26 protein-coding genes and 1 pseudogene are annotated in these 24,578 nt (G+C 59.8%); 15 read left to right on the top strand and 12 right to left on the bottom strand.

The window, feature by feature from the left end; all coding sequences use genetic code 11:
* Window positions 1-82: 82 nt before the first annotated feature.
* From ribA to RHM69_RS17250, 3 genes are read left to right on the top strand one after another with little or no spacing between them, the layout of a single operon-like run.
* Window positions 83-700, top strand: coding sequence for a GTP cyclohydrolase II (gene ribA / locus RHM69_RS17260; RefSeq protein WP_005791841.1), 618 nt, complete (start codon window positions 83-85; stop codon window positions 698-700).
* A complete protein-coding gene (locus RHM69_RS17255; protein WP_014720123.1) occupies window positions 697-1,116 on the top strand; it encodes a hypothetical protein in 420 nt (139 codons plus the stop codon). The genes ribA and RHM69_RS17255 overlap by 4 nt, the downstream gene beginning before the upstream one ends.
* The gene (locus tag RHM69_RS17250) at window positions 1,113-1,898 is read left to right on the top strand and encodes a cobalamin-binding protein (protein WP_019818849.1); all 786 of its coding nucleotides are present in this window, start codon (window positions 1,113-1,115) and stop codon (window positions 1,896-1,898) included. Before RHM69_RS17255 ends, RHM69_RS17250 begins: the two co-directional genes overlap by 4 nt.
* 90 nt (window positions 1,899-1,988) lie before the next feature.
* Here RHM69_RS17250 and RHM69_RS17245 read toward each other — a convergent pair whose 3' ends face one another.
* From RHM69_RS17245 to RHM69_RS17220, 6 genes are all read right to left on the bottom strand, one after another.
* Complete coding sequence (locus RHM69_RS17245) at window positions 1,989-3,863, bottom strand: TonB-dependent receptor domain-containing protein (protein ID WP_032904143.1); 1,875 nt, start codon at window positions 3,861-3,863, stop codon at window positions 1,989-1,991.
* A 137-nt stretch (window positions 3,864-4,000) separates the two neighbouring features.
* Complete coding sequence (dxs, locus tag RHM69_RS17240; RefSeq protein ID WP_014720120.1) at window positions 4,001-5,899, bottom strand: 1-deoxy-D-xylulose-5-phosphate synthase; 1,899 nt, start codon at window positions 5,897-5,899, stop codon at window positions 4,001-4,003.
* A gap of 110 nt (window positions 5,900-6,009) precedes the next feature.
* Window positions 6,010-6,897 (bottom strand): (2E,6E)-farnesyl diphosphate synthase, encoded by an 888-nt coding sequence (gene ispA, locus RHM69_RS17235; RefSeq protein ID WP_014720119.1) that lies wholly within the window; start codon window positions 6,895-6,897, stop codon window positions 6,010-6,012.
* Entirely contained in the window at window positions 6,894-7,136 is a 243-nt protein-coding gene (locus RHM69_RS17230; protein WP_003194556.1) for an exodeoxyribonuclease VII small subunit, read from the bottom strand. Before RHM69_RS17230 ends, ispA begins: the two co-directional genes overlap by 4 nt.
* A 156-nt stretch (window positions 7,137-7,292) precedes the next feature.
* Window positions 7,293-7,670: a MerR family transcriptional regulator gene (locus RHM69_RS17225; protein WP_034133857.1), complete on the bottom strand. Its 378-nt coding sequence runs from the start codon at window positions 7,668-7,670 to the stop codon at window positions 7,293-7,295.
* Window positions 7,609-8,253 carry an NAD(P)H-dependent oxidoreductase gene (locus tag RHM69_RS17220; protein ID WP_014720117.1) on the bottom strand — a complete coding sequence of 215 codons (645 nt, stop codon included), beginning with the start codon at window positions 8,251-8,253 and terminating at the stop codon, window positions 7,609-7,611. The genes RHM69_RS17225 and RHM69_RS17220 overlap by 62 nt, the downstream gene beginning before the upstream one ends.
* A 174-nt stretch (window positions 8,254-8,427) precedes the next feature.
* Here RHM69_RS17220 and RHM69_RS17215 point away from each other — a divergent pair.
* The 9 genes and pseudogenes from RHM69_RS17215 to RHM69_RS17175 all read left to right on the top strand — a co-directional run bounded on the left by RHM69_RS17215 (window position 8,428) and on the right by RHM69_RS17175 (window position 15,818).
* A pseudogene (locus RHM69_RS17215) lies at window positions 8,428-9,467 on the top strand (PDDEXK nuclease domain-containing protein).
* A 228-nt stretch (window positions 9,468-9,695) separates the two neighbouring features.
* Window positions 9,696-10,277: a YjfI family protein gene (locus RHM69_RS17210; RefSeq protein ID WP_116665030.1), complete on the top strand. Its 582-nt coding sequence runs from the start codon at window positions 9,696-9,698 to the stop codon at window positions 10,275-10,277.
* Between the two features lie 17 nt (window positions 10,278-10,294).
* The gene (locus RHM69_RS17205) at window positions 10,295-10,993 is read left to right on the top strand and encodes a PspA/IM30 family protein (protein WP_014720114.1); all 699 of its coding nucleotides are present in this window, start codon (window positions 10,295-10,297) and stop codon (window positions 10,991-10,993) included.
* A 156-nt stretch (window positions 10,994-11,149) separates the two neighbouring features.
* On the top strand, window positions 11,150-11,710 hold the full coding sequence (locus tag RHM69_RS17200) for a rhomboid family intramembrane serine protease (RefSeq protein ID WP_019818836.1): 561 nt from the start codon (window positions 11,150-11,152) through the stop codon (window positions 11,708-11,710).
* A gap of 72 nt (window positions 11,711-11,782) precedes the next feature.
* Window positions 11,783-12,817, top strand: a complete 1,035-nt coding sequence (locus RHM69_RS17195; protein ID WP_191949050.1) for an ion channel — start codon at window positions 11,783-11,785, stop codon at window positions 12,815-12,817.
* Window positions 12,804-13,478, top strand: a complete 675-nt coding sequence (locus tag RHM69_RS17190) for a DUF2491 family protein (protein WP_020302431.1) — start codon at window positions 12,804-12,806, stop codon at window positions 13,476-13,478. The genes RHM69_RS17195 and RHM69_RS17190 overlap by 14 nt, the downstream gene beginning before the upstream one ends.
* 16 nt (window positions 13,479-13,494) lie before the next feature.
* Window positions 13,495-13,923 (top strand): DUF350 domain-containing protein, encoded by a 429-nt coding sequence (locus RHM69_RS17185; protein WP_003194539.1) that lies wholly within the window; start codon window positions 13,495-13,497, stop codon window positions 13,921-13,923.
* Window positions 13,924-13,941: 18 nt separating this feature from the next.
* Window positions 13,942-14,649, top strand: coding sequence for a DUF1190 domain-containing protein (locus RHM69_RS17180; protein ID WP_014720111.1), 708 nt, complete (start codon window positions 13,942-13,944; stop codon window positions 14,647-14,649).
* Window positions 14,650-14,660: 11 nt separating this feature from the next.
* Window positions 14,661-15,818: a glutathionylspermidine synthase family protein gene (locus RHM69_RS17175; RefSeq protein ID WP_014720110.1), complete on the top strand. Its 1,158-nt coding sequence runs from the start codon at window positions 14,661-14,663 to the stop codon at window positions 15,816-15,818.
* A 137-nt stretch (window positions 15,819-15,955) separates the two neighbouring features.
* Here the strand turns inward: RHM69_RS17175 and ycaC are convergent, their stop codons facing one another.
* Window positions 15,956-16,588, bottom strand: a complete 633-nt coding sequence (gene ycaC / locus RHM69_RS17170; protein ID WP_014720109.1) for an isochorismate family cysteine hydrolase YcaC — start codon at window positions 16,586-16,588, stop codon at window positions 15,956-15,958.
* 510 nt (window positions 16,589-17,098) lie between these two features.
* Between ycaC and RHM69_RS17165 the strand changes: the two genes are divergently transcribed.
* Window positions 17,099-17,335: a DUF6124 family protein gene (locus RHM69_RS17165; protein WP_019818827.1), complete on the top strand. Its 237-nt coding sequence runs from the start codon at window positions 17,099-17,101 to the stop codon at window positions 17,333-17,335.
* Window positions 17,336-17,631: 296 nt separating this feature from the next.
* On the opposite strand, the gene RHM69_RS17160 is transcribed toward RHM69_RS17165, so the two are convergent.
* Window positions 17,632-18,402 carry a LexA family transcriptional regulator gene (locus RHM69_RS17160; RefSeq protein ID WP_014720107.1) on the bottom strand — a complete coding sequence of 257 codons (771 nt, stop codon included), beginning with the start codon at window positions 18,400-18,402 and terminating at the stop codon, window positions 17,632-17,634.
* A gap of 194 nt (window positions 18,403-18,596) precedes the next feature.
* On the opposite strand from RHM69_RS17160, the gene RHM69_RS17155 reads away from it, so the two are divergent.
* Together RHM69_RS17155 and ltrA are read left to right on the top strand one after the other, a co-directional pair.
* On the top strand, window positions 18,597-19,559 hold the full coding sequence (locus tag RHM69_RS17155) for an IS30-like element ISPpu17 family transposase (protein ID WP_004577240.1): 963 nt from the start codon (window positions 18,597-18,599) through the stop codon (window positions 19,557-19,559).
* A 528-nt stretch (window positions 19,560-20,087) separates the two neighbouring features.
* Window positions 20,088-21,509, top strand: coding sequence for a group II intron reverse transcriptase/maturase (ltrA, locus tag RHM69_RS17150; RefSeq protein ID WP_011805433.1), 1,422 nt, complete (start codon window positions 20,088-20,090; stop codon window positions 21,507-21,509).
* A 93-nt stretch (window positions 21,510-21,602) separates the two neighbouring features.
* Here the strand turns inward: ltrA and ppa are convergent, their stop codons facing one another.
* The 4 genes from ppa to RHM69_RS17130 all read right to left on the bottom strand — a co-directional run bounded on the left by ppa (window position 21,603) and on the right by RHM69_RS17130 (window position 24,498).
* Window positions 21,603-22,130, bottom strand: a complete 528-nt coding sequence (gene ppa / locus RHM69_RS17145) for an inorganic diphosphatase (RefSeq protein ID WP_003176323.1) — start codon at window positions 22,128-22,130, stop codon at window positions 21,603-21,605.
* A 109-nt stretch (window positions 22,131-22,239) separates the two neighbouring features.
* The gene (locus RHM69_RS17140; RefSeq protein ID WP_014720106.1) at window positions 22,240-23,055 is read right to left on the bottom strand and encodes a zinc-dependent peptidase; all 816 of its coding nucleotides are present in this window, start codon (window positions 23,053-23,055) and stop codon (window positions 22,240-22,242) included.
* Window positions 23,056-23,061: 6 nt separating this feature from the next.
* Window positions 23,062-23,718 (bottom strand): DedA family protein, encoded by a 657-nt coding sequence (locus tag RHM69_RS17135; RefSeq protein WP_003194521.1) that lies wholly within the window; start codon window positions 23,716-23,718, stop codon window positions 23,062-23,064.
* 321 nt (window positions 23,719-24,039) lie between these two features.
* Window positions 24,040-24,498, bottom strand: coding sequence for a GNAT family N-acetyltransferase (locus RHM69_RS17130; RefSeq protein ID WP_014720105.1), 459 nt, complete (start codon window positions 24,496-24,498; stop codon window positions 24,040-24,042).
* Window positions 24,499-24,578 lie beyond the last annotated feature (80 nt).

Here is a 24,578-nt window from a genome sequence, read left to right as displayed (position 1 = left end):
CAGCGATAATTCAGCTTAAGCGTCTGTAGGAACGTGCTGTTACAATGCCCGCCTCTGTGAAATCTGAAATCAGGAGCACACGGTGCCCGTCGTTTTCGTCGCCGCTTCCAAGCTGCCTACCCCTTTTGCCACGTTCACCATGAACGGCTTTCTTGAAGAAGCCACCGGGCGCGAGCACGTTGTGCTCAGCCTCGGCGACATCACGGATGGCGCGCCGGTGCTGGGGCGTGTGCATTCCGAGTGCCTGACCGGCGATGCGCTGTTCAGCCAGCGCTGTGACTGCGGCTCGCAACTGGAGGCTGCACTGCAAGCCATCGCCCGTGAAGGCCGTGGCGTGTTGCTGTACTTGCGTCAGGAAGGCCGCGGCATTGGCCTGTTGAACAAGATCCGCGCCTACGAACTGCAAGACGGCGGCGCCGACACCGTCGAGGCCAACGAGCGCCTGGGCTTTGCTGCCGACCAGCGCGACTACGCCATCTGCCTGCCGATGCTCGAGCACCTGGGGGTCAAATCCCTGCGCCTGATGACCAACAACCCCCGCAAGGTCAAAGCCTTGACCGAGATGGGCATCACCGTGGCCGAGCGCGTGCCGCTACACACCGGGCACAACCCGCACAACAAGCTCTACCTGGCCACCAAAGCCAGCAAGCTCGATCACATGATGGGCAACGAGCACCAGGGCGAGGTCGACCGCGCGTGACCCGTGGCCAGGTGAAACGGCGACTGTCCTTCAACTGGTGGCAGTACCTGGCCCTGGCATTGCTGCCGTTGTTCGTGATCAACCTGCTGTTTGGCCGGGCTGAATCCTTGTTGCCCGTCTTGGCCATGCCGTTCTTCATCGCCGGCGTGGCCTCGATGTTTCTCAGCCTGCGTTATTTTCACGCCTACAAACACGCGCTGATCGCCACCTCCAAAGCCCTTGATACTGCTCAAGAGCCCGCAGCCTGGATCACCCTGGCGGCGCGTCGGCGCACGGCGTTGCTGGTTGCAGCGTTACCGGCCTGGATTGGCGCGCTGGCGGTGTTCGTCGGCCTGGAGGCGGTGCCGCTGTTTCTGTTGGCGCTGTCGACGCTGGTGTTGTTCTATCTCTATCGCATACCGCGTCAGTTGGGATGAAGCGCTATTGGCTGGCGCTGCTGCTGATATTCAGTGCCCAGGGCTGGCCGGTCGAGCGGGTTGTCAGCCTGGCGCCGTCACTGTCTGAAATCGTGCTTGAGCTGGGTGCCGAGGACTTGCTGGTCGGCGTGCTTGATGGTGGTGACCGCCCGGCGGCGTTGGCGAAGGTGACCTCGGTCGGGCACTACGGCCAGTTGGACATGGAGCGCCTGCTCAGCCTCAAGCCCGACCTGATCCTGCTCTGGCCTGGCAGCGTCGGCCCGGCCCAGCGCGAGCAGCTCCAACGATTGAATATCCCGGTGTACGTCGCCGAACCCCACAGCCTTGAACAACTGACCGCGCAGGTGCAGGCCATTGCCGAGCAATTGGGCCGCGCCGAGGCCGGGCACCAGCGCGCGGCACAATTGCGCCAGCGCTTGGCCGAGTTGCGCCAGCGCTACCAGCGGGCCGAGCCGCTGCGAGTGTTCTACCAAGTGTGGAACCAGCCGCTGTACACCGTGGGCGGTGGGCAGATCATCAGCGATGCCCTCAGCGTGTGCGGGGCGCGCAATGTGTTCGATGACCTGAAGTTGCCGGCGCCGCAGGTGAATATCGAATCGGTGCTGGCGCGAGACCCCGAGGTGATCCTGGTGGGGGATCAGGCTCAGAGGGAGGCCTGGACGGCATGGCCGGCGATGGCGGCTCGGGTGCGGTTAGTGCCGGACAAGGGCCTGGAGCGGCCCAGCGGGCAGATGTTGGAGGCGGTGGGGCGGTTGTGCCAGGTGATTGCGCCGAACCTGTGACAACGCTATCGCAGGCAAGCCAGCTCCCACAGGGGAATGCATTTCAATTGTGGGAGCTGGCTTGCCTGCGATGACGCCGGTTCAGATTACTTAAAGCTCGGGTGTCCACGTCACCCCGAACATCCACACCCGACCTTCTTCACGATAATTCTGGTTTTCCCCGAGGTAGCTGTACTTCGCCCGTGCATAAGACTTGTCCAGCGCGTTATCCACCTTCAGCGACAACGACACCTCCCGGTTCAACGCCCAACTACTGCGCAGCCCCAACAAGGCATAACCGCCCAGACGGTTGCGGTTGGCTTCATCGTCGTAGCTGCTGCTGATCGCTTGCCAGCTGGCGCCGAGACCGAGTTGATCAAATTGCCGGTCCAGATCCAGGTTCACCGTTCGCCGTGCGCGACGTGCCAGGGTGTGGCCGCTGTCACGGTCACGCGGGTCGATAAGCGACAGGCCCAGGTTGCCCTGCCAGCCAAACAGTTCTTGCTTGAGCGCCGCTTCAAAGCCGTTGATCCGCGCCGACGCCACGTTTTGCGGCTTGCCGGCGTCAAGGATGATCGCGTCGCTCAGGTCGGTGCGATACAGCGAGGCTTCCAGGCGTGTGCTGTCGGTCAGTTGGCTGCGCCATTGCAGCTCGTAGCTCTTTGATGTCTCGGGCTGCAGGTTGGGGTTGCTGTACTGCGTGTCGGGGTAATAGAGGTCGTTGAAGGTTGGCGCACGAAAGCCTTCGCTGTAGCTCAAGAGCAAGTCATTGTCGGGGTTGACCGGCAAGGTCAGGGTGCCGCTCCAACTGTTCTGGCCGCCGAACTGCTGGTTCTGGTCACGGCGCAGGCCCAGCTCGGTGGAAAACCATTGGCTTTGGAAGCGGTGCTGCACGAAGGCCGCCCGGTTCCAGCGGCTGTTCTCGGTAAAGGTGGTGGAACCGTGGAAACGGTCTTCATACCAGTCGCCACCGACGATCAGGCTGTTTTGCTCATCCAGGGTCAGGTCGTTCTGCCAATTGACCGAGTCGCGGTAGGTGTTGAATGCGCTGTAATCATCGCTGAGGGTATCGCGCTTGGTGTCGCGGTTTTCACTGTGGCCCAGCTCCAGGCGCGACTGCCAGCTGTCATTGAGCTTGGCATCGACATAGCCGCTGGTGCTGCTCACGGTGTAGTCGGTGTAGGGTTTCTGGCCCAGGCTTTGCCCGGTGGCGCCGTCGTAGCGGCCATAACTGTTGTCGTACTCCGACTTGCCACGGTTATCCAGCAGATTGAAGCCCACCTCCAGCTCATCACTGAACGAGTGGCTGAGGTTCAGGCTGATGGACTGGTTGCGGTAGGCATCATGGTCGCCGTCACTAGGGAACGACGCGTGGCTCGCGTTGATGCCGGCGGTTTCATCCAGGCTCGCGCCCAGGTTGAAGCGCGTGTGTTCATCGCCGCCCGACAGGCCCAAGCTGCGCTCCCAGGTCTGGTTGCTGCCAAAGCCAAGTTTCAGGCGCGGCTGCAAGCCTTGCTCGGCATTGCGCCGGGTGAACACCTGAATCACCCCGCCAATCGCATCGCTGCCGTAAATCACCGAACGTGAACCGCGCAGCACTTCCACCCGTTCAATCTGATCGACGTTGAGGTATTGCAAGCCGCTGTCGCCGGAGGTGGTGTTGGCGATGCGTTGGCCGTCCACCAGCACCAGGCTCTGCGCCGACTTGGTGCCGCGAATGAAAATCCCCGGCAAACTGCCACGCCCACCGGTCGGCGCAACTTGCACGCCCGGCACGCGGCTGAGCAGGTCGGTGACGCTGGTGGGTTGCAGGCGGTCGATGTCGGCGCGGGTGAAGACGGTGTTGGCGGCGCTGCTGTCATTACGCGCCTGGACTTGGCGGTTGGCACTGATGACCACGTCGGAGAGCTTCAGGGCCTGGTCGCGGGTGTCGGCGAGCAGGTCAGCGCAGGGTAGCAGCAGCAGGGCAAGGCACAGGCGTTTCATGGGCTGTCCATAGCATTCGAAGGTCATGCAAAACCACTGTGGGAGCTGGCTTGCCTGCGATAGCGGTGTATCTGACACATTGTTAGCGAATGTGCCGCCGTCATCGCAGGCAAGCCAGCTCCCACAGTTGGGGCTGATTACAGATTCAGTAGCGCCAGGCGCTCGCGCACGGACGCCTCGATACCCGCTTCATCCAGCCCGCATTCAGCCAGCATCTGCGCCGGCTTGGCGTGTTCGACGTATACATCTGGCAAGCCCAGGTGCAGCACCGACTTGAGGATGTTCTCCCGCGCCAGGAACTCACTGACCGCCGCACCGGCGCCGCCCATGATGGCGTTCTCTTCGACGGTCACCAGCAGCTCATGGCTGGCGGCAATTTCGCGTACCAACGCTTCATCCAGTGGCTTGACGAACCGCATGTCGACCACGGTGGCGTCGATCTTCTCGGCGACTTTCAAGGCTTCAGCCAGTTGCACGCCAAACACCAGGAACGCAGTTTTGCTGCCTTGGCGACGCACGATGCCTTTACCGATTTCGATCGGCTCCAGGTCTTTTTCGATCACGGCGTTCGGGCCGGTGCCGCGCGGGTACCGCACAGCGGCCGGGCCGTTGTACAGGTGGCCGGTGCTGAGCATCTTGCGCAGTTCGTTCTCGTCGCTCGGGGTCATCACCAGCATGCCGGGGATGCAGCGCAGGTACGACAGGTCGAAGCTGCCCGCATGGGTCGGGCCGTCCTCGCCCACCAGGCCGGCACGGTCGATGGCGAACAGCACGTCGAGGTTCTGCACCGCCACATCGTGAACCAGTTGGTCATAACCGCGTTGCAGGAAGGTGGAGTAGATCGCCACCACCGGCTTGGCGCCTTCGCAGGCCATGCCGGCCGCGAAGGTCACGGCGTGTTGCTCGGCAATCGCCACGTCGAAGTAACGCAGCGGGAAACGCTCGCTGAACGCCACCAGGTCGGAGCCTTCCTTCATCGCCGGGGTAACACCCACCAGACGCGGGTCGGCGGCGGCCATGTCGCATAGCCATTCGCCAAACACCCCGGAATACTTCGGCCCGCTGGCCTTTTTCGGCGCGGCGGCGGGAGCGTCCAGGGGTTCGAGCTTAGTGATCGCGTGGTAACCAATCGGGTCGACTTCCGCCGGAGCGAAACCTTTGCCTTTCTTGGTGACGATATGCAGGAACTGCGGGCCCTTGAGGTCGCGCATGTTGCGCAACGTCGCGATCAGGGTCGGCAGGTCGTGGCCGTCGATAGGGCCGATGTAGTTCCAGCCCAGCTCTTCGAACAGTGTGCCGGGTACCAGCATGCCCTTGGCATATTCTTCGGTGCGGCGCGCAATTTCCCATGCGCCAGGCAGACGCGACAGCACTTTCTTGCTGCCTTCGCGCATGCTGGCGTAGGTACGGCTGGAGAGGATCTTCGCCAGATAATTGGACAGGCCACCCACGTTGCGCGAAATCGACATGTCGTTGTCGTTTAGGATCACCAACATGTTGGCGTCCACTTCCGGCGCATGGTTCAGCGCTTCGAAGGCCATGCCGGCGGTCAGCGCGCCATCACCAATCACCGCAATCGCCTTGCGCTCACTGCCTTGCAGGCGGGCGGCAATCGCCATGCCCAGTGCTGCACTGATGGACGTGCTGGAGTGGCCGACGCCAAAGGTGTCGTACTCGCTCTCGGCACGGCGTGGGAAGGCGGCCAGGCCGTCCTTCTGGCGCAGGCTGGCCATGCGCTCGCGACGGCCGGTGAGGATTTTATGCGGATACGCCTGGTGGCCCACGTCCCACACCAGCCGGTCGTCCGGGGTGTCGAACACGTAATGCAAGGCGATGGTCAGCTCGATCACGCCCAGCCCGGCGCCAAAATGCCCACCGGTCTGGCCGACCGTGTAGAGCAATTCCAGGCGCAGCTCATCGGCCAGGGTTTCCAGCTCGGCTTCACCCAGTCGACGCAGGCCGTCCGGCGTGGCAGCACGGTCGAGCAGGGGCGTAGACGGGCGTTTGCGGGGAATCTCTTGAAACGTCGTGGGCATCAGGCGAATCGTTATAGGTATAGAAGAGGCGGCAGTTTACCTCAAGCCGTGCAAACTGCCCACGCAGAGGGCCGAACTTGGCCGATATGCGGCGCAAATGGCCGCGGCTGTCAGTGGCGACGTTCGACGATATACCGCGCCAGGTCACGCAGTGGCTCGGCCGCCGCGTCGAAAGGTCGCAGGGCATCCAGAGCCTGGTCACGCAGCTCGATGGCATACGCCTTGGCGGCTTGCAGCCCCAGCAAGGCAGGATAAGTCGGCTTGTCACGTGCGATATCGGCGCCCTGGCGTTTACCGAGGGTGGCGGTGTCGCTTTCCACGTCGAGGATATCGTCCTGTACCTGGAAGGCCAGGCCGACAGCGCGAGAATAGGTCTGCAGCGCCGCTAATTGCTCGGCGTCGGCACGGCCACTGGCCAGGGCGCCCAGTTGCACGGCGGCCTCAATCAGCGCACCGGTCTTGTGGCGATGCATGTGTTCGAGGGCTTTTTGATCGAGCTTGAGGCTGACCGAGCCCATGTCGATGGCCTGCCCGCCGACCATTCCGGCCGGGCCCGCTGCATGGGCCAGGGCGGTGACCATGCGCAAGCGGATCTCGGCGTTGACGCTGCTTAGCGTCGGGTCCAGCAATGCGCTGAACGCCAGGCTCTGCAAGCCATCTCCGGCCAGAATTGCATAGGCCTCATCGAAGGCTTTGTGGGTGGTGGGCTGGCCGCGACGCAAATCATCGTCGTCCATTGCCGGCAAGTCGTCATGCACCAGGGAATAGGCGTGGATCAACTCGACCGCACAGGCCGCGCCATTCGCCTCGGCTGCCGGCGCCCCGAGAGCTTCGCAGGCGGCATAGGCCAGCAACGGGCGCACACGCTTGCCGCCATTCATCACGCTGTAGCGCATGGCTTCATAGAGGCGCGTCATTTCCGGGCTTGGCGCAACAAACAGGGGCTCCAGCGCGGCATTCACCCGGGCTTGGCTACTGGCCTGGTATGCGCTGATCATTCCGGCTGTTCCGCATCGAAAGGCTCTTCGGCCAACTCCCCGTCACGCTCCAGCAACACCTGGACCTTCTGCTCCGCCTGCGCCAACGCGCTCTGACAGTCGCGGGTCAGGCCGATGCCTTGCTCAAACGCTGTCAACGAGTCTTCCAGCGACAACTCGCCGTTCTCCAGACGCTCGACCAGGGCTTGCAGGTCGGCGAGGGATTGTTCGAAATCGAGTGCAACTTTTTTGCGGGCCATGGCGGCAATTCCGGTAGACGGTAAACCGGCGCGACACTAGCAGACATGGGGGATTGGGGCAAATGAGTGGCGCACACACGGTGATGTGAGCCGATTGATGGGTTTATTCGGCTCACCCCATGAGCCGATTAGCGACCTTATTCGGCTCACCGAGTCTCAGCCTGCCTTCGTGGCGACCCAGCATTCCCCCTGCGCCGCTTTCAATTGGGCCTCGAAGACCAATAAACCCTGATGCATATTCTGCAATGCCACAATTTGCATGGCTAACGCTTGCTTCTTATTGGCGATGGCTTGGTCAGCCTTGTCCCAGGGAAGCGCATCACCCTCGTACCCCTGCAAAATCTCCTGTAATTCCTTGAGCTTGAACCCCAGCTGTTGCGCGCACTTTATAAACATCAGCCGCTCGACACTCTGCTCGGTATAAACGCGATAACCGCCCCGACGCGCAGGCGCTGGCATCAGCCCGATTGCCTCATAGTGACGAATCGCCTTGATGGTCGTGCCGGACAACTGCGCGGCTTTGCCGATGTACATGAAAACTCCCTTTTTCAAATAGTGCGCCGGCCTGTTTCAGCCACTTGGCCCGCTGCGTCAGCGAAGAGCCCAGCACCGGCCCCAACAGCAGCGTCTTGCTCGTCGCGATGCCGCACAGCGCCAGCGTGGTGCGCCGCATTTGGTGGATGGCCGGCATGCGATAAACCCAGCGGTAATACCACGGCGGCGTGTCGAGGGTCACTAACAAGTGCGCGGTTCGGCCCTTTAGCAGCTTGTCTGGGAATGCCTTGCCTGCGCGGTACTTGAAGGCAAAGCCGGGGAGGAAAACGCGGTCGATAAAGCCCTTCATCAGTGCCGGGATACCGCCCCACCAGACAGGGAAAACCCAGGCCAGATGCTCGGCCCAAAGGATGTCGGCTTGGGCGCTGAGCAAGTCAGGTTCCAGCGCTTGAACCTGGGTGTAAGCATGATGAAGGATGGGGTCGAACCTGAGATCACCCAGGCGCAGGACGCGGACTTCGTGACCGGCCGTTTTAGCAGCGTGGATATAAGTGTGCGCGAGGGCGGAACAAAAGCTATCGGCGGACGGGTGGCCGAGAATGACCAGAATGCGCTGACTCATGGTGATAAGTTCTGAGAAAAGGGCATTCAGGGTAGGGGGTGCCGTATAGGGGAGAGTCAAGTGCCAGCAGGACCTTTCTGTGAGGTACGCAGGACCCTTCCTGAACTGTTCTCGAATGCTTGTGACGGTACTGTCGGCTGGCTAGCCTGCCGAAAACACCAGAGTAAAAAAGGCATGAGCGAAACTTCTATCGGGTTGATCGCGCCTCCTGAGGGCTACGGCGATTGGCTGATTGGCTGACAGACCTCAAGGGCCGTATCCATCAGGCGCAACAGCGCGCATCAATTGCCGTTAATCGTGAGCTGGTGCTGCTCTACTGGCAGCTCGGTCACGATATTTTGGCGCGTCAGCACGCTCAAGGTTGGGGTAGTAAAGTGATCGACCGCCTTGCGCAAGATCTGCGGGCGGCCTTTCCTGACATCAAGGGTTTTTCGCCGCGCAATCTGAAATACATGCGTGCTTTTGCCGAGGCGTGGCCGGATTCGGAATTTGTGCAACAGGCTGCTGCACAATTGCCTTGGGGCCACAACGTGGTGCTGCTCGATAAGCTTCCCGGCCCCGAAACTCGTCGTTGGTACATCATCCAGGCCTTAAAACATAACTGGTCGCGCAACACACTGGTGATGCACATTGAAAATCGCCTGCTGGAGCGCAGTGGCAAGGCCGTCAGCAACTTCGAAAGCCATCTGCCCAAAGCGTAATCCGACCTGGCGCGCGAATCCCTCAAAGACCCGTACCGCTTTGATTTCCTCAGTCTGGGCCAGAATGCACAAGAGCGCGAAATCGAAAACGCCCTGATCAAGCATGTCACTGACTTCTTGTTGGAGTTGGGCGCAGGTTTTGCCTTCGTTGGCCGGCAAGTGCTGCTGAATGTAGGCGGCGATGAGTTCTTCATCGACCTGTTGTTCTATCACCTGAAGCTGCGTTGGTATGTGGTGATCGAACTCAAGGCTGGCAAGTTCAAGCCCGAGCATCTGGGCAAATTGAGCTTCTATCTTGCGGCGGTGGATGCCGAGATAAAGCACCCACAGGACGGCCCGACTATCGGCCTCTTGTTGTGCAAGGGTAAAAATGAAGTGGTGGCTGAATACGCACTGCGCGATAACAACCGACCTATTGGTGTGGCGGAATATCAACTGATGGAGTCTTTGCCAGCCGAACTGCAATCGAGCTTGCCTAGCATCGAGCAAATCGAGCGAGAGTTGGCGGGGTAGGCAGGGTCTTTTCGGTGGTTGAAAAATGTAAGGAAAAATCTCACGCGTGAGCTATTGAGTACCTTGCGGATTGCCTGTAGATTTTCTCACGCGTGAGTTTTTCACAGCGAGGTCAGTACCATGAACAGCAGCTCTCCATCGAGCCCATCAACTGGGCCCGATACCGATTCAACAAGCCTCAAGGGAGAGCGCTTGAAGCCGTCCGCAAAAAAGCCGTCGAGCTTTTACATGAAGCAGATGCGTGCGGGGCTGGCGGCGGCCGGTTATGTGAAACACGAGACTTGGGTGCTTCCCGAAAACCGAAGCCTGCTCAAGCAAATGGAGAAACAGCTACGCCAACCGATCCTGGCTGGCTCATTCATGTCGGAGAATTTCATGAGCGCAGGTACCAACTGGAATATCGATCGTCTCTACAGTGCTCTTCAGGCGCTGGATGACGTGACGTCCAATGACATTACGCTTTCTCTCGTCCAAGGCTCCGAGTCCAGCATCAAGCTGGAGATGAACGACTTTGGTGGCTTGCCGATTTACATCGCGGTGGTGGGCGAGCAAATCATCGTGGATACCGTCCTGGTCGACGCCGAGTCCATCAACGATGTCGCGAAATTCAACGACGCCGTGCTGCGCAGCCGGGAGATGTTCCCGTTGTCGTCGATCGGTATCGAGTCCATGCCGAACGGGCAGGTGGTTTACAACATGTTCGGTGCGCTCAGCTCCGACTCCAGCCTGACCAACATCGTGACCGAGGTGAAAACCCTGGTTGATAACGTGCAGCGCGCCAGCGAAGCCTTCGAACGTTTCTTCATTTAATTATTCGGGAAAACCCAATGACTCAGTCCATCTGGAGCAAATTGTTCACCGCGTTGCGTGGCGGTGCCAGCGAAGTCGGCGAATCGATCGTCGACCAACAGGCCCTGCGCATCCTTGACCAGGAAATTCGCGATGCAGACAGCGCCTTGGCCAACGCCAAGCGTGAGCTGGTGAGCATCATGGCCAAGCACAAACTGGCGGCTGATCGTGTTGGCGAGTACGACGCCAAGATCAAAGACCTGGAATCCAAGGCGATGGCCGCTATCCAGGCCAACCGTGAAGACCTCGCCCTGGAAGTGGCCGAAGCCATTTCGACCCTGACCAACGAGCGGGACGTTGAGCAAAAGCAGACCACCGAGTTCGGTGGGTACGCTGAGAGCATGCGCAAAGACATCACCAAGGCCGAAAGCCGCATCAAAAGCCTGCGCCAGCAAGTGGACATGGCCAAGGCTCGCGACAGCGTGCAAAAGGCCCAGGTCAGTGCCTCCATTGCCAGCGGCGGTGCCAACGGCAAGCTGGAAACCGCCGTCGGTACGCTCAATCGCTTGCAGGCCAAACAGCAACAACGCGCCGCTGAGCTGCAAGCCCAGGATGAGCTGGCTGAAGCGTCGACGGGGACAGACCTGGAACGCAAACTGCGCGATGCCGGCATCACGCCGAACGAAGGCAGTGCCAATGCGATTCTGGAGCGTCTGAAGCAAAAGTCGGCTGAGTAATCAACGTAGGTCAGTTAAGCCTGCAACTCTGTGGGGAGGGAGCTTGCTCCCGCTGGGCTGCGCAGCAGTCCTGTTTTTGGGGCCGCTTCGCGCCCCAGCGGGAGCAAGCTCCCTCGCCACAGTCGCAGTGCTCTTCTTTTGTATGTTGAGGTCAGGATGAACGCCTTGAAGGGTTTCAAGACAATCGCAGGCCTGGCCCTCTTCATGGTCGCGCTGCAACTGCTCAATGTGGTGACCGGTTACAGCCTCATGGCATTCGGGCTAATCCCGAGAACGATGCAGGGTCTGTTCGGCATCCTCACATCACCGTTTTTGCACGCCTCCTTCGCCCACCTGAGCGCCAACCTGATTGCCTTTGTGATCCTGGGTTCTCTGGTCATCATCGAAGGGGTCAACCGGTTCATTGCTGTCAGTGCCATCGTCATTCTGCTGGGTGGCTTGTTGGTCTGGCTGTTCGGTTTTTCAGGCGTACACGTCGGCGCCAGCGGCTGGGTGTTCGGGCTATGGGCCTATCTGCTGTCTCGCGCCTGGTTTCACAGAAGCTGGGGCAACCTGCTAACAGCCGCTGTTGTGGCTTTGCTGTATGGCGGACTGGTCGTGGGCTTCCTTCCGCGGCAGGGCGTTTCCTTCGAAGGGCATCTGTTTGGTGCGCTCGCCGGATTTATTGCAGCCAAGGTACTTCTATCCACGCCGCGCAGCGGGTTTAATGCCGGGTGAACGCACTTGAGCATCCAGACGTCGAGGCGATGCTGTCGTCAGGATTCAAGTACCCAGGGAGCCAGGGGCTAAATGTCGATTTTCCTACTGTTACGCATGTACGCCTCGTCCCTCTTTCATCGCTTCGGTTGGGCAGGCCTGATCGTTGCCTTGGGTGTCCACCTGAGCACCGCTTACCTGGGCCTGGTGTTGCTGGGCGAACAACACCTCACCGCTGCCGCCACGTTTATCTACTTCTATCTCACCACCACACTCACCGTCGGCTATGGCGACCTCGCACCGCAGACTTCTGCTGGGCGAATTTTCGTGGCGGCCTGGGTCATGCTCGGGGGCATTGCGCTGCTCACGGCAGCCATCGGCAAAACCACCAGCAGTGTTATCGATGCATGGAGAAAGGGCATGAAGGGCAAAGGTGATTTCACCGGCAAGGTCGGCCATACCGTGCTGATCGGCTGGGAGGGCGCGTCCAGCGAGCGGGTGATTGAGTTGTTGCTGCAAGACGAAACCTCGAACGACAACCTGATCGTGATCTGCGATTGCAGCCTCGAAGAAAATCCGATGCCGGGCAAAGCAGCGTTCATCCGCGGCGAAAGCCTGTCTTCCACCGCACTGTTGCTGCGTGCCGGTGTGCCCGGTGCCGAGCGTGTGCTGGTGCGGACCCCGTCTGATGACCTGACGCTGGCCACCGTGCTGGCGGTGAATCAACTGAGCCCCGTCGGGCATGTGGTCGCCCACTTCAACGAAAGTGAAATCGCTGCACTGGCCAGCTCCTACGCCCCGCGCCTGGAATGCACGTCCAGCATGGCGATCGAAATGCTGGTGCGCGCCTCTCAGGATCCGGGCTCGTCGGTGGTCATCAATGAGTTGCTGTGCGTGGGGCAGGGCGCCACCCAGTACCTGATGAAATTGCCCGACGCCTTTGAGGCAACGTTCGGCGAGCTGTACACGCAGATGAAGGAGCGCCACAACGCCACCCTCATTGGCTATCGCGCCAAAGGTGTTCAGCAGCCGTCGATCAACCCGCCCAGTGCCACAGCGGTCAAAGGCGGCGAACTCTTCTACATCGCTTCCACTCGCCTTAAGGAAATCTCCCATGGGATGGCTTAAACAGTTGATGGGGCTTGAGGCCCCAAAAGCCACTACCGACTCGAGCCGAACCGCCAGCCCAAGCCTGCCTGCCACCGGCCCTTTGGGCCTGGCGCCGGGCAAGGGCGTGATGTTTGACACGACTCTGAAATTGCTGCTCGATGAAAAAACCAACGTGGTGATCCCCGGCTCCCAGGAAATCTGGAGCAACGGCACCATCGACCTCGGCCAGTCCACCTGGCTGTCGCGCTATTACATGAACGACGAAGATTATTGGTTGCAGGTGCACACCACCGGCCAGATAGCGGGCCAGGTCGAGTCAGTGATTCTGTTCAACTACCTGAGTTACGTCACCATCAGCAGTGAAGCGGAACTGAGCAGGCTCGCGGGCCCACAAAGCCTGATCGGTCTGCCGACCTACACCCACGACGGCGTCGAGTTCTTCCGGGAGTGGGGCAGCGAAGATGGCCAGACCGAATTGGTGGCGATGAGCGAACAGGTCATCAGCCCAGAAGCCACCTACAGCGTCGAGCACCGTTCGATGCTATACGCCCGCGACACCGGCTTGACCGACCGCCGAGAGTTCCTGCTGTTCTCCGTCGAAGAAGATGCCGAAGGCACCATCAGCCTGAGCACATCCCTGGGCATTTCGCTGTACACCACCGACCTGACTACGCTCTAAAAAAAGGAAGCCGTCCATGCTAGAAGCACTCTCCATCTCCCTCAACAAAGCTGCGGTGCTCGGCTTTGTCCTCTACATCCTGGGGGCTGCGGTACTGTTCGCGCTGTTCCAGTTCATCTACACCCGCATCACCCCGCACAAGGAGTTCGAACTGATCCGTGCGGGCAACACCTCCGCAGCGGTCGCCCTGGGCGGTGCCATCGTCGGTTTCGCCATTCCGGCCAGCAATGTGATTGCCTACTCGATCAACGTTCTCGACTTCATCGTCTGGGCCGTGATCGCCGCCGTCGTCCAACTGCTGGCGTTCCTGCTGACCAGCCTGGTGCTCAAAGGCACGTCCGAGCGCATCAAGAAGGGCGAACTGGCGGCCGGTATCTACGTGGCCGCGGTGGCCATCAGCGTCGGCATGCTGAATGCCGCGTGCATGACGCCCACCTCGAACTGATTGCCCACGGAGCTCCCGATGAAACGAAGCAAGTACGTCCAGCTGTCGCTGGCAGCGTCGGTCGCCATGGCGATATCCGGCTGTGGCCCAACGGAAAAAACCTACGACCTGCAAAAGAAGTACAACTTCCAATCGGTACAGCAATGCGCCGATGAAAAACTTCCGGTAGACGTCTGCTCGGACGCCTACATGACGGCCATGGCCGAGCATCGCCGCATTGCGCCGGTGTATGACAGCCAGGCCGATTGCGACGCCGACTTTGTCGCTGACTGGTGCCAGCAAGACTCCACCGGCAAATTCATCCCGCGCTTGGGCGGTTTCGAACTGACCGCCGAAGGCCAGGTGACCCAATCCCAAGTCGACGCTGCCAATGCGCAAGCGGCCAACGCTCAGGCCAGCGGCGGCTCAGGCTTCTCCACCAGCAGCCTGCTGACCGGCTTGCTGATCGGCAACATGCTGAGCAACAACCGCAACAGCTACCGTTCCGAGCCGGTGTACCGCTATCGCGATGATCGCGGCAACTACGGTAACTCGACGCTCAACCAACGCGTGTCCAATGGCGCGACCTTTGGCCGTTCCAACCAGGCCCGGTACGGCAGCAGCAATTACACCAGCACGCTGCGCTCTTCACCTAAGTCGAGCTCGGTTTCATCGGCCACCTCCCGCGGCGGCTTCGGCAGCAAAGCCAGCGCACGCAGCGGCTGGGGCGGCGGGTCAAGCAGCTAAGGAAACCGGCCATGAAGAAGATCCAATGCGCAGAGCGTCATGACTGGAAACACACCGCCGAGAGCCTCGGCTTCCTGTTCCATACCATCGACGGCGAACCCTACTGGGACGAAAGCGCGTACTACCAGTTCACGCTCAAGCAAATCGAGCGCGACCTCGAAGACCCGACCACCGAGCTCCATGACATGTGCATGGACCTCGTCGCCCGCGTGGTCCACAGCGAAGAACTGCTTGAACGCCTGAGCATCCCCGCGCCTTTCTACGACATGATCCGAACCTCATGGCTCGAAGGCCACCCGCACCTGTACGGGCGCATGGACTTCTCCTACAACGGCAGCGGGCCCGCCAAGTTGCTGGAGCTCAACTACGACACCCCCACCAGCCTCTACGAAGCAGCCGCGTTTCAGTGGGGCTGGCTGGAACAATGCATCGAACGCGGCCTGCTGCCCAAGCACGCCGACCAGTTCAATAGCATCGACACCAAACTGCACCAGGCCTTCGCGCAACTGCAGGTCAACCAGCCGTTCTACTTCGCCTCGATGAAAGACTCGATCGAAGACAAAGGCACCACCGACTACCTGCGCCTGGTCGCTGAAAAGGTCGGCATCGAATCGCGCCACATCGACATCGAAGACATCGGCCTGAACAGCGAAGGCCGCTTCGTCGACCTTGAAGATCGCTGGATTCCCCACCTGTTCAAACTGCACGCCTGGGAGTTCATCTTCCACGAACCCTTTGGTGCCGCGATTGCCCAGAGCGACACACAGTTCTTCGAGCCCGCGTGGAAATCCATTATTTCCAACAAAGGCATCCTGCCGCTGCTGTGGGAATTCAACAAAGGCCACCCCAACCTGCTCGCGTCCCACCTGGACACCGACCCAGGCAAAGCCGTGCCAAAAGGCTGGGTGCGCAAGCCGTTCTTCTCCCGTGAAGGCGCCAACATCGAACTGCAAACCGCCGAAGGCCTGACCGTAAAAGAAGACGGCCCCTACACGGATGCGCCCTTCATCCTTCAAGAGTTCGCACCGCTGCCAAAATTTGGTGACAGCTACACGCTGATCGGCTCTTGGGTCATTGGCGACCAGGCCGCCGGCATCGGTGTGCGCGAGGACAATAGCTTGATCACCAAGGATTCAAGCCGGTTTCTGCCGCACTTGATCCTGGATTAGGGACGTCTGACGGGTTCGTTCCCACGCTCCGCGTGGTAACGCATCCAGTGACGCTCTGCGTCACCCGCACGCCTCTCAATCTACACCCATAAAAAAGCCTGCCTTTTCAGGCAGGCTCAATACGGAGCATGGCAGTCTTAGCTCTGGCGAGCAGACAGGGCCGAGTAGCTGTTCATCAAATTGCGGTAGTTAGGAATCCGCTGGGACAACAAATTCCCCAGCCCTTCGATATCGTTGCGCCAGTCGCGGTGCAACTCACACGCCACCGAGAACCAGTTCATCAACTGCGCGCCGGCCTGCGTCATCCGGCTCCACGCCGCTTGCTGCACGGTGGTATTGAACGTGCCCGATGCATCCGTCACCACAAACACCTCAAAACCTTCTGCCAGCGCCGACAAGGTCGGGAACGCCACACACACATCCGTCACCACACCGGCAATGATGATCTGCTTACGCCCGGTGGCCTTGATTGCCTTGACGAAATCCTCGTTGTCCCAGGCGTTGATCTGACCAGGGCGAGCGATATACGGCGCGTCCGGGAACATCTCCTTCAGCTCCGGTACCAGCGGGCCGTTAGGGCCTTGCTCGAAACTGGTGGTGAGGATGGTCGGCAAGTTGAAGAACTTGGCCAGGTCAGCCAGGGCCAGCACGTTGTTCTTGAACTCGTTGGGGGAGAAGTCCTGCACCAGGGAGATCAGGCCGGTCTGGTGGTCGACCAGCAGAACAATGGCGTCGTCTTTGTTCAAGCGGTTGTAGGTTGCAGTGCTCATGGTTGAATCCTTTTTTGTTTAGGTTGGTTGGGCGTTGCGTTCAACATGGGCACAGATTAATGGGTAGGTGACGAGGGATAAATCGGGTGGAAGGAGTCTTACTGTCAACTTAAAGTGGACAATAGTTGGCACCCGATTTCAGGCCTCCGGGTCGCTGTGCAGACCAGGAGTGAATTGCCTGATTTTGAGTAGCTAGCAGGTCCGATCCCTTTCCTTTGCAGGACGTTTCCGAGAGAATCCCAACCGCTTGCGCCAGTGGAATTGGGTGACTAGGCTGCTGACCGTCACTGCTAATTCAGTGATCGGGTTTAGTCGCCCGGACCTCGCTAGGCGCACGCGCCATCCCAAAGACAGGTGTCTTCTTGCCTGCACTTTATGGTGGCTGTGCGCAGGGCACCCTCGGGTGCGCCGGTGCCTAGCGGCCGGTCGACTAACCTGCGTACAGCCGCCACCTCTGCTCGTTTAGTCGCGAAAGGACGGTGGTAGTCACTTACTGCTAGGAGTTTTGCTATGGATAACGTTTGTTCAGATACGCTGTCGTCACACCTGACCAACCCATTCACGGTCAATGAAGAACTGAGCTTCGAGGATGCCTGGGTGCAGGTGGCTGAGCTGCTGCATTGTGCGCTGGCTACGTCGCAAGTTATCAGCGAGTCAGTGGCTGCACCACAGAGGGCGGTAATGCACTTGGTGGAGATGGCGAAGATGGTGGCGGATAGGGCGGTGGAGTGTTTGCAGCCTAAATGACGCGTATTGAAGAGTGGGTAGGATACTTGCCCGCCTTTGTTGACGATTCAATTGTCCAGCAGCTGTTGGGCAATTGAACTGCATTCTTACAGGCATTAAAAAGCCGGCTTGTGGCCGGCTTCTCGGGGACTGCCTCAGCTTGTTTTTGACAAGCCTCACCAGCCTTCAAATCGCTCAGCCCACATTGCGTCGGGCTGAATAGTAGGGCATCCGCGGGAACTCCTCCGCTTCGCCAGCAGGGAGTCAGCTAGAAGCGACCCCTGCCAAATGTGCGGCGCATGATACTCACATTCGCTTCAGTTGCCCACCTCCGGTTCCGATTTAGAGCCTTCCCAGCCCAGCAGGTGTTCATCCAGTGGCACCGGTGGGCGGCGGTTGTTGAGGGTGGACCACCAGAATACCCAGCCGACGATCTTGAAGCTTTGCTCGAAGCGTTCCTCGTGGTTGAGGTATTCGTCCGGGTGTTCGCTGGCGTTGTGGCTGCGCAGGCGCAGGCCGCCGCCAGGGCGGTTGTAGAGGTATTTGATGCGCAGCATGCCGTCGTGTTCGACGGCGTAGATTTCACCGTCGATGATTTGGGTACGGCCTCGGTCGATGGCGAGGGTGGCGCCTTGTTGGATGATGTCGATCATGCTGTTGTCGACCATGTAGGCGCCTATCGCGCGGTCGGGGTTTACGTTGAGTGTTTCCAGGCTGTGCAGGGAGACGCGGATGCGTTCGGTTGAGGTGAAGGTGGGGTGGAGGGGGATCTCCACGTCGGTTTTTTCCGGGCGGCAGGCGGGGCCTGTGAGGTATTTGCCTGTGTCTTCGCGGGCGGTTGCAATCCTTGCGGTGGGGCCTTCCAACAGGTAGTTGGCGGGCGGGTGTTTGGGGCCTTTGCCGTCGCTTAACCAGCGACTTGAGACGCACAGCAACTCTGCGATCTCGTTGAGTCGGCCCATGGGGACCCCGCGTTTGAACCAGTTGTTCACGTGCTGAGGCGTGACGCCGCGGTTCTTGGCGAAGTCGGAGGCGGAAAGATGAACTTCCCGTAGTAGCGCTTTTAAACGATCACCTGATGTATTCATAAACGCAGAGTTTACTGGCCGGAAAGTCTAATCAAATAAACCATGCGTTGATTTGCGGTTGTAGGATTTGGCTTAGTTGTGGCCGGATCTTTCAGGTGCCTGAATTCATAGAATAAGCGCAACGCTTGAAACGAGAGGCAGAGAGCCAGCCACCGGTAGAATCCAGGCTCTCACACCGAAGGATTCAAGCGCAGATGACTACGCATTACCGGCAGCTGACTCAGGGACAACGTTACCAGATTGAGGCTGGCTTGAGCGCCGCAGAGAGCCAGGCGAGCATTGCAAAGCGGGTCGGCGTGCATCCCTCGACGATCAGTCGCGAGGTTCGCCGCAACAGCACCCAGAATATCTACAAGGCTGTTTCTGCGGCCCATGAAAGTGATGCTCGTCGAGCGGGTGCGCGCAAGTTTTGCAAGCCGGCGACATGGCTCAGCCATCATCTCCCGGTGTGGCTCAAGCATGGCATGAGTCCGGAGCAGATCGCCCAGCGGTTGAAGCAGGAGCAGCCAAGCCGGGCGGTCAGCCATGAGTGGATTTATCGGTTCATTGCCGCCGAACAGCGCGCCGGTGGTGAGCTTTATACCTATCTGCGACATCGCCGAAAGCGCTACCGGAAACGCTATGGAAGCCACGATCGGCGCGGGCAGCTGCGTAATCGCGTGTCAATCAGTGAACGCCCAGCCGAGGTCGAAAGCCGCGAGCGCCTGGGGGACTGGGAGGGCGATACGGTACATGGACTGGGCGGTAACCTGGTGACCCTGGTTGATCGCAAAAGCGGCTATCTGAGCGCCTATCCGGTCAAGCGCAGAACGCGCCGGCAGGTAACGCGGGCGATCAATCTGATGCTTCAGGGCCATGCCGCTCACACGCTGACGCTGGATAACGGAAGGGAGTTTGCCGGGCATGAACGCATCGCGCTACGGAGCCAGTGCCAGGTCTTTTTTGCAGACCCCTATTCATCCTGGCAACGTGGCACCAATGAAAACACCAACGGTCTGCTCCGCCAGTATTTCCCCAAGGGCAGCGACTTCAGCAAGCTGACCGTCGAAGCCGTCAATCGGACAGTAGCGAGGATCAATCTACGCCCGCGCAAGCGCTTGGGCTGGAAGACGCCGTACGAAGTGCATACAGGGGTGAGCGTTGCACTTATGTGTTGAATTCAGGGTGTGCAACTTAGTTAAACGCTGCAAATAAACATTGAACTTGATGTTTAATTCGGCCCATAAAAAAGCCCCGAATTAACGGGGCTTTTTAATTGGTGCGCCAGGCATGGCGCGTTGCGCGCAAGCGCAACCAGCTTGGCTGTGGTGGCCACGCTGGTGACTGGGAGGTGAAAGTCCTCTACACACCCGGCAAGGGGAAGTGTTAGCCAGAGGCAAGGGTGTCGCGGGTGACTGCGAATCTGAAGGAAGCCCGAGGCAAAATGCTGGCCTGACGAACAGGAAGCGGATAGAGGCGGCGCAGCGGGGTAAGAAGGCCAAAATCTTCAAAGCCCAATACTTGCACGGAACGCTGTGACGTAGATCCGACAGGCATAAGCAGGAAGGTCGCGCGAATTACCCTGGGAGATCTGCACGTTTGCCAGTGTGCTACCGAGCGTCGAGAGGCGATGGGATGAGCGTGCAGAAGTCAGCCGAAGCCGTAGTAAGTGGCGAATAACCGCGCCACCAAGGGCCGAACAGGTTATGCCGCCAGTAGGCGTCAGAGTCTCGTTGAATACCGAAATGCAGAAATTTCTCCAAGAGAAGACTGTGACTCCGAGTCCCGGACAGAATCCGAGGATGACGGCTGACAGCGCAAAGGTATCGACGGCATCTGTGACGTGGACGAACGCGGAGCCGGACACGCTGATGGCGCGGGTGCTTGCACCGGCCAACCTCAGACGTGCGTATCAGCGCGTGGTCAGCAACAAGGGCGCGCCGGGTGCCGATGGCATGACGGTCGACGACTTGGCGGACTACGTGAATCAGTATTGGCCGATCCTCCAGAGGAGGTTGCTGGCCGGCGAATACCACCCGCAAGGTGTACGCGCCGTCGACATCCCCAAACCCAAAGGCGGCACCCGACAACTGGGCATTCCCTGCGTCGTGGATCGCCTGATCCAACAGGCACTGCTGCAACAGCTCACGCCGATCTTCGACCCGCTGTTTTCGGATTACAGCTACGGCTTCCGTCCGGGCAGAAGCGCCCACCAAGCCATCGAGACAGCCCGCGCCCATGTGGCGGCAGGGCATCGCTGGTGCGTGGAACTCGATCTTGAGAAATTCTTTGACCGGGTCAACCACGATCTCCTGATGGCGTACGTGGCGCGCCAAATCGTAGATAAACGCGTGCTCAGACTGATCCGGCGGTACCTCCAAGCCGGTGAGATGTCGGGTGGGATCGCCAGCCGACGGCAGGAAGGGACGCCGCAAGGCGGCCCGCTCTCGCCGTTGCTGTCGAACATCCTGCTCAACGAACTCGACCGCGAGCTGGAACGGCGGGGTCATCGCTTCGTGCGTTATGCCGACGATGCGAACATCTATGTGCGCAGCCCTCGTGCTGGCGAACGAGTGATGGCCAGTGTTGAGCGCTTCCTGAATCAGCGCCTGAAACTAACGCTGAATCGGGATAAGAGCCGAGTAGCCGGGTCTTGGATGTGTGATTACTTGGGTTACGGGATGAGCTGGCATCAGCAACCGAGACTGAGAGTGGCGACGATGAGCCTGGGTCGCTTGCGCGACCGGCTCAGAGAGCTGCTACGTAAAGCGCGGGGCCACAAGGTGGCGACTGTCATCGAGCGGATAAACCCCGTGCTGCGCGGATGGGCGGGCTACTTCAAGCTGAGCCAGAGCAGACGGCCACTTGAGGAATTGGACGGCTGGGTGCGTCACAAGCTTCGCTGTATCGTCTGGCGTCAATGGAAGCGGCCCTCTACGAGGGCGCGCAACTTGATACGCTTGGGACTTAATGCGGCGCGGGCGTGGAAATCGGCAGTCAATGGCCGAGGCCCATGGTGGAACTCGGGAGCGCCCCATATGAATCAGGCGTTGCCGAAGAAGCTGTGGGACCGCCTCGGGCTGGTCTCGATACTGGATACGATAAACCGACTTAACCGTATAACCTGAACCGCCGTATACGGAACCGTACGTACGGTGGTGTGAGAGGACGGCGGATGTGAATCCGCCTCCTACTCGATCCGTGGCAATGAGGCGCGGGTATCAGCCTTTGTAGGCGGCAACCGACTTCATGATCTCGGCGCGGGCGGCGTCTGCGTTGCCCCAACCGTCGATCTTCACCCACTTGCCTTTTTCGAGGTCTTTGTAGTTCTCGAAGAAGTGCTTGATCTGTTCCAGCAACAGTGGCGGCAGGTCGGTGTATTCCTTCACGTCCACGTACAGCTGGGACAGCTTGTCGTGTGGCACTGCGATGACTTTGGCATCGCCGCCGCCGTCGTCGGTCATGTTCAGGATGCCGACTGGGCGGGCGCGGATAACCGAGCCTGGGGTGACCGGGTAAGGGGTCACGACCAGCACGTCGAGGGGGTCACCGTCGTCAGCCAGGGTGTTAGGGATAAAACCGTAGTTGGCCGGGTAGAACATCGGGGTGGCCATGAAACGGTCAACGAACAGGCAGTCGCTGTCTTTGTCGATTTCGTATTTGATCGGCGCGTGGTTGGCCGGAATTTCGATGGCGACGTAGATGTCGTTCGGCAGGTCTTTGCCAGCCGGAATCTTGCTGTAGCTCATTGGGCGTTGCCCCCGTTAGTTGGCCATATGACATGGCCGGATTGGCCTAAAAGTGGCGGCGATTATAGGCATATTCTGACGCCGATGCCATGCGCCAAGCGTCGTACGGTCATTCGCCCTGTGGCGCGTAGCGCAGGTCGCTGGCTTGCAGTTGAGTCAGGCGGGCCAGGGGATCCTGGCGATAAAAGCGGCTGAGTTGGGCGTACACCTGTGGATAACTGTTGACCAGTAAATCCGGGGCGCTGAAGAAATACTCGCTGGTGACGGCAAAGAACTCCGCCGGGTTTTCCGCAGCGTAAGGGTCTATCTCGGTCTCGGCGTCCGGGTTGGCGTCCAACTGGCGATTGAGGTCATCGAAGGCGCCTTGCATGACGCTGGCCCAATCCTGCACGCGCATGTCGTGGTGCAGCGGCGGCAGGCCGTTGGCGTCGCCGTTGAGCATGTCCAGCTTGTGCGCTAGTTCGTGGATGACCAGGTTGTAGCCTTCCCATTGGCCGCTGGCGAGCACGCCGGGCCAGGCGAGGATCACCGGGCCCTGTTGCCAGGCTTCGCCGCTGTGTTCGCCGTCCCACTCGTGTTCGACGCCGCTGGCATCGCGATGGCGTTGTGGGCTGAGGAAGTCGTCGGGGTACAGCACGATCTCATGAAAGCCTTGGTACCAGTCGAGGTCGCCCAGGTTCATCAGCGGCAGTTGCGCCTGGGCGGCGAGCAGCAGGCGTTGTTCCTGGTGCAGTTCGACGCCAGGCAGGGCGGTGAGGTGTTTTTCGCTGAGGAACACCACGCAGGCTTCGCGTAGCCACTGATCTTGCTCCGGCGTGATGCCGTCGAGGAAGGTCAGGTGGTGGCGCACCCGTTGCCAGATGTCATCGGCAATCGGGTGCTTGGCCAGCAGGCGCCGGCGACGCCAGGCGCTGAAGGACCACACGGGCAATCAGTGCGGGTTGGCTTCGGAGGACGTGCGGCCAAAGCGGCTGCGCACTACGCCAATAATCATCGGCACCAGGGACAGCAGAATGATGAACACCACCAGCAGCGACAGGTTCTTCTTGATAAAAGGCACGTTGCCGAAGAAGTAACCCAAGGTCACCAGGCCGCCGACCCACAGGATGGTGCCCAGTACGCTGAAGCCGAAGAAGCGTGGATACGGCATCTTGGCCACGCCCGCGACGAACGGCGCGAAGGTACGCAGGATCGGCAGGAAGCGCGCCAGCGTCACGGTCTTGCCGCCGTGCTTGTCGTAGAAGTCGTGGGTCTTTTGCAGGTAGTCGCGGCGGAAGATCTTGGAGTTCGGGTTGCTGAACAAGCGCTCGCCCGCCGTTCGTCCGATCACATAGTTGGTGCTGTCGCCGAGGATGGCCGCCAGCATCAGCAGGCCGGCCAGCAGGACTGGGTCCATACCGCCGCCGGCCGCTACGGCACCGGCAATGAACAGCAAGGAGTCGCCCGGCAGGAAGGGCATGACCACCAGGCCGGTTTCGCAAAAAATCACCAGGAACAGAATGGCGTAGATCCACGGACCGTAGTTGGTTACCAGCATATCGAGGTAAACGTCGAGATGCAGGATAAGGTCAAGCGGGTTGAAATCCATGGATGGCACCTGTGTGAATGGCCCGGCTCAGCGGGCTTGTGCGGAAGCTCAGGCAATAAGGCTACAAGTAATTGTCGCGGTTCTTACAACCCTGAAAGGTCGGCATTATACGGATTGAGAGGTGAAAAGCGTGTGGCTTTTGTAGCGGGGAGTGTCGCGAAATTGTGAAGGGGTTGGGCTTCAAGCCAGTCGCCGGACCCAATGTGGGAGCTGGCTTGTCTGCGATAGCGGTGGGTCAGTATGAGAAGTGCTCGCTGACACTTCGCCATCGCAGGCAAGCCAGCTCCCACAAGGATATTGCGGTGTTTGGCTTACCGGTTTTCAGTCTTCGTTGATCGGCAACACGTAGTTTTTGAATTCGGTGTCTTCGCGAAACCCAATCGACTCATAGGTCTTCTGCGCCACGTCGTTATCGCTGCTGGTCGATACCCGCAACCGTACCGCGTGGGTGTCCTTGGCCATTTTCTTGGCCGTGCGCATCAGGTTGTCGGCCACCAGTTGCCGGCGCGCATCCTCGGCCACATAGATGTCGTTGAGGATCCATACCCGCTTGAGAGACAGTGAGGAAAAGCTCGGATAGAGCTGGCAAAACCCCAGCAGCCGCTTGTCATCATCGTCGGCCAGGGCCAGGTAGATCACCGACTCCTTGCGCCGCAGGCGCTTTTCCAAAAAGGCCCGTGACGAGTCCGGGAACGGCAGGGCCCCGTAGAACTCGCGGTATTTGACGAACAACGGGGTCAACAGGTCCAGGTGTTCCAGGGTCGCTTGAGTAATCCGCATGCCAGGCCTCAACTTCCAAATGGGGTATGACCACACGAGCGGCCGTGACTCGATGCTGCCTAATGACGCCAAAAAGCGCA

This window comes from Pseudomonas sp. CCI1.1 (assembly GCF_034348165.1).
In the GTDB taxonomy this organism is placed as follows: Bacteria; Pseudomonadota; Gammaproteobacteria; order Pseudomonadales; family Pseudomonadaceae; genus Aquipseudomonas; species Aquipseudomonas paracarnis.
This window is presented reverse-complemented; position numbering and strand designations above follow the sequence as displayed.

Excerpts from the sequence above, each read along its gene's own strand:
- RHM69_RS17250 (WP_019818849.1), top strand. The coding sequence starts at position 1,113 with ATGAAGCGCTATTGGCTGGCGCTGCTGCTGATATTCAGTGCCCAGGGC.
- RHM69_RS17245 (WP_032904143.1), bottom strand. The coding sequence starts at position 3,863 with ATGAAACGCCTGTGCCTTGCCCTGCTGCTGCTACCCTGCGCTGACCTG.
- dxs (WP_014720120.1), bottom strand. The coding sequence starts at position 5,899 with ATGCCCACGACGTTTCAAGAGATTCCCCGCAAACGCCCGTCTACGCCC.
- ispA (WP_014720119.1), bottom strand. The coding sequence starts at position 6,897 with ATGATCAGCGCATACCAGGCCAGTAGCCAAGCCCGGGTGAATGCCGCG.
- RHM69_RS17230 (WP_003194556.1), bottom strand. The coding sequence starts at position 7,136 with ATGGCCCGCAAAAAAGTTGCACTCGATTTCGAACAATCCCTCGCCGAC.
- RHM69_RS17225 (WP_034133857.1), bottom strand. The coding sequence starts at position 7,670 with ATGTACATCGGCAAAGCCGCGCAGTTGTCCGGCACGACCATCAAGGCG.
- RHM69_RS17220 (WP_014720117.1), bottom strand. The coding sequence starts at position 8,253 with ATGAGTCAGCGCATTCTGGTCATTCTCGGCCACCCGTCCGCCGATAGC.
- RHM69_RS17210 (WP_116665030.1), top strand. The coding sequence starts at position 9,696 with ATGAAGCAGATGCGTGCGGGGCTGGCGGCGGCCGGTTATGTGAAACAC.
- RHM69_RS17205 (WP_014720114.1), top strand. The coding sequence starts at position 10,295 with ATGACTCAGTCCATCTGGAGCAAATTGTTCACCGCGTTGCGTGGCGGT.
- RHM69_RS17200 (WP_019818836.1), top strand. The coding sequence starts at position 11,150 with ATGAACGCCTTGAAGGGTTTCAAGACAATCGCAGGCCTGGCCCTCTTC.
- RHM69_RS17195 (WP_191949050.1), top strand. The coding sequence starts at position 11,783 with ATGTCGATTTTCCTACTGTTACGCATGTACGCCTCGTCCCTCTTTCAT.
- RHM69_RS17190 (WP_020302431.1), top strand. The coding sequence starts at position 12,804 with ATGGGATGGCTTAAACAGTTGATGGGGCTTGAGGCCCCAAAAGCCACT.
- RHM69_RS17185 (WP_003194539.1), top strand. The coding sequence starts at position 13,495 with ATGCTAGAAGCACTCTCCATCTCCCTCAACAAAGCTGCGGTGCTCGGC.
- RHM69_RS17180 (WP_014720111.1), top strand. The coding sequence starts at position 13,942 with ATGAAACGAAGCAAGTACGTCCAGCTGTCGCTGGCAGCGTCGGTCGCC.
- RHM69_RS17175 (WP_014720110.1), top strand. The coding sequence starts at position 14,661 with ATGAAGAAGATCCAATGCGCAGAGCGTCATGACTGGAAACACACCGCC.
- ycaC (WP_014720109.1), bottom strand. The coding sequence starts at position 16,588 with ATGAGCACTGCAACCTACAACCGCTTGAACAAAGACGACGCCATTGTT.
- RHM69_RS17165 (WP_019818827.1), top strand. The coding sequence starts at position 17,099 with ATGGATAACGTTTGTTCAGATACGCTGTCGTCACACCTGACCAACCCA.
- RHM69_RS17160 (WP_014720107.1), bottom strand. The coding sequence starts at position 18,402 with ATGAATACATCAGGTGATCGTTTAAAAGCGCTACTACGGGAAGTTCAT.
- RHM69_RS17155 (WP_004577240.1), top strand. The coding sequence starts at position 18,597 with ATGACTACGCATTACCGGCAGCTGACTCAGGGACAACGTTACCAGATT.
- ltrA (WP_011805433.1), top strand. The coding sequence starts at position 20,088 with ATGCCGCCAGTAGGCGTCAGAGTCTCGTTGAATACCGAAATGCAGAAA.
- ppa (WP_003176323.1), bottom strand. The coding sequence starts at position 22,130 with ATGAGCTACAGCAAGATTCCGGCTGGCAAAGACCTGCCGAACGACATC.
- RHM69_RS17135 (WP_003194521.1), bottom strand. The coding sequence starts at position 23,718 with ATGGATTTCAACCCGCTTGACCTTATCCTGCATCTCGACGTTTACCTC.
- RHM69_RS17130 (WP_014720105.1), bottom strand. The coding sequence starts at position 24,498 with ATGCGGATTACTCAAGCGACCCTGGAACACCTGGACCTGTTGACCCCG.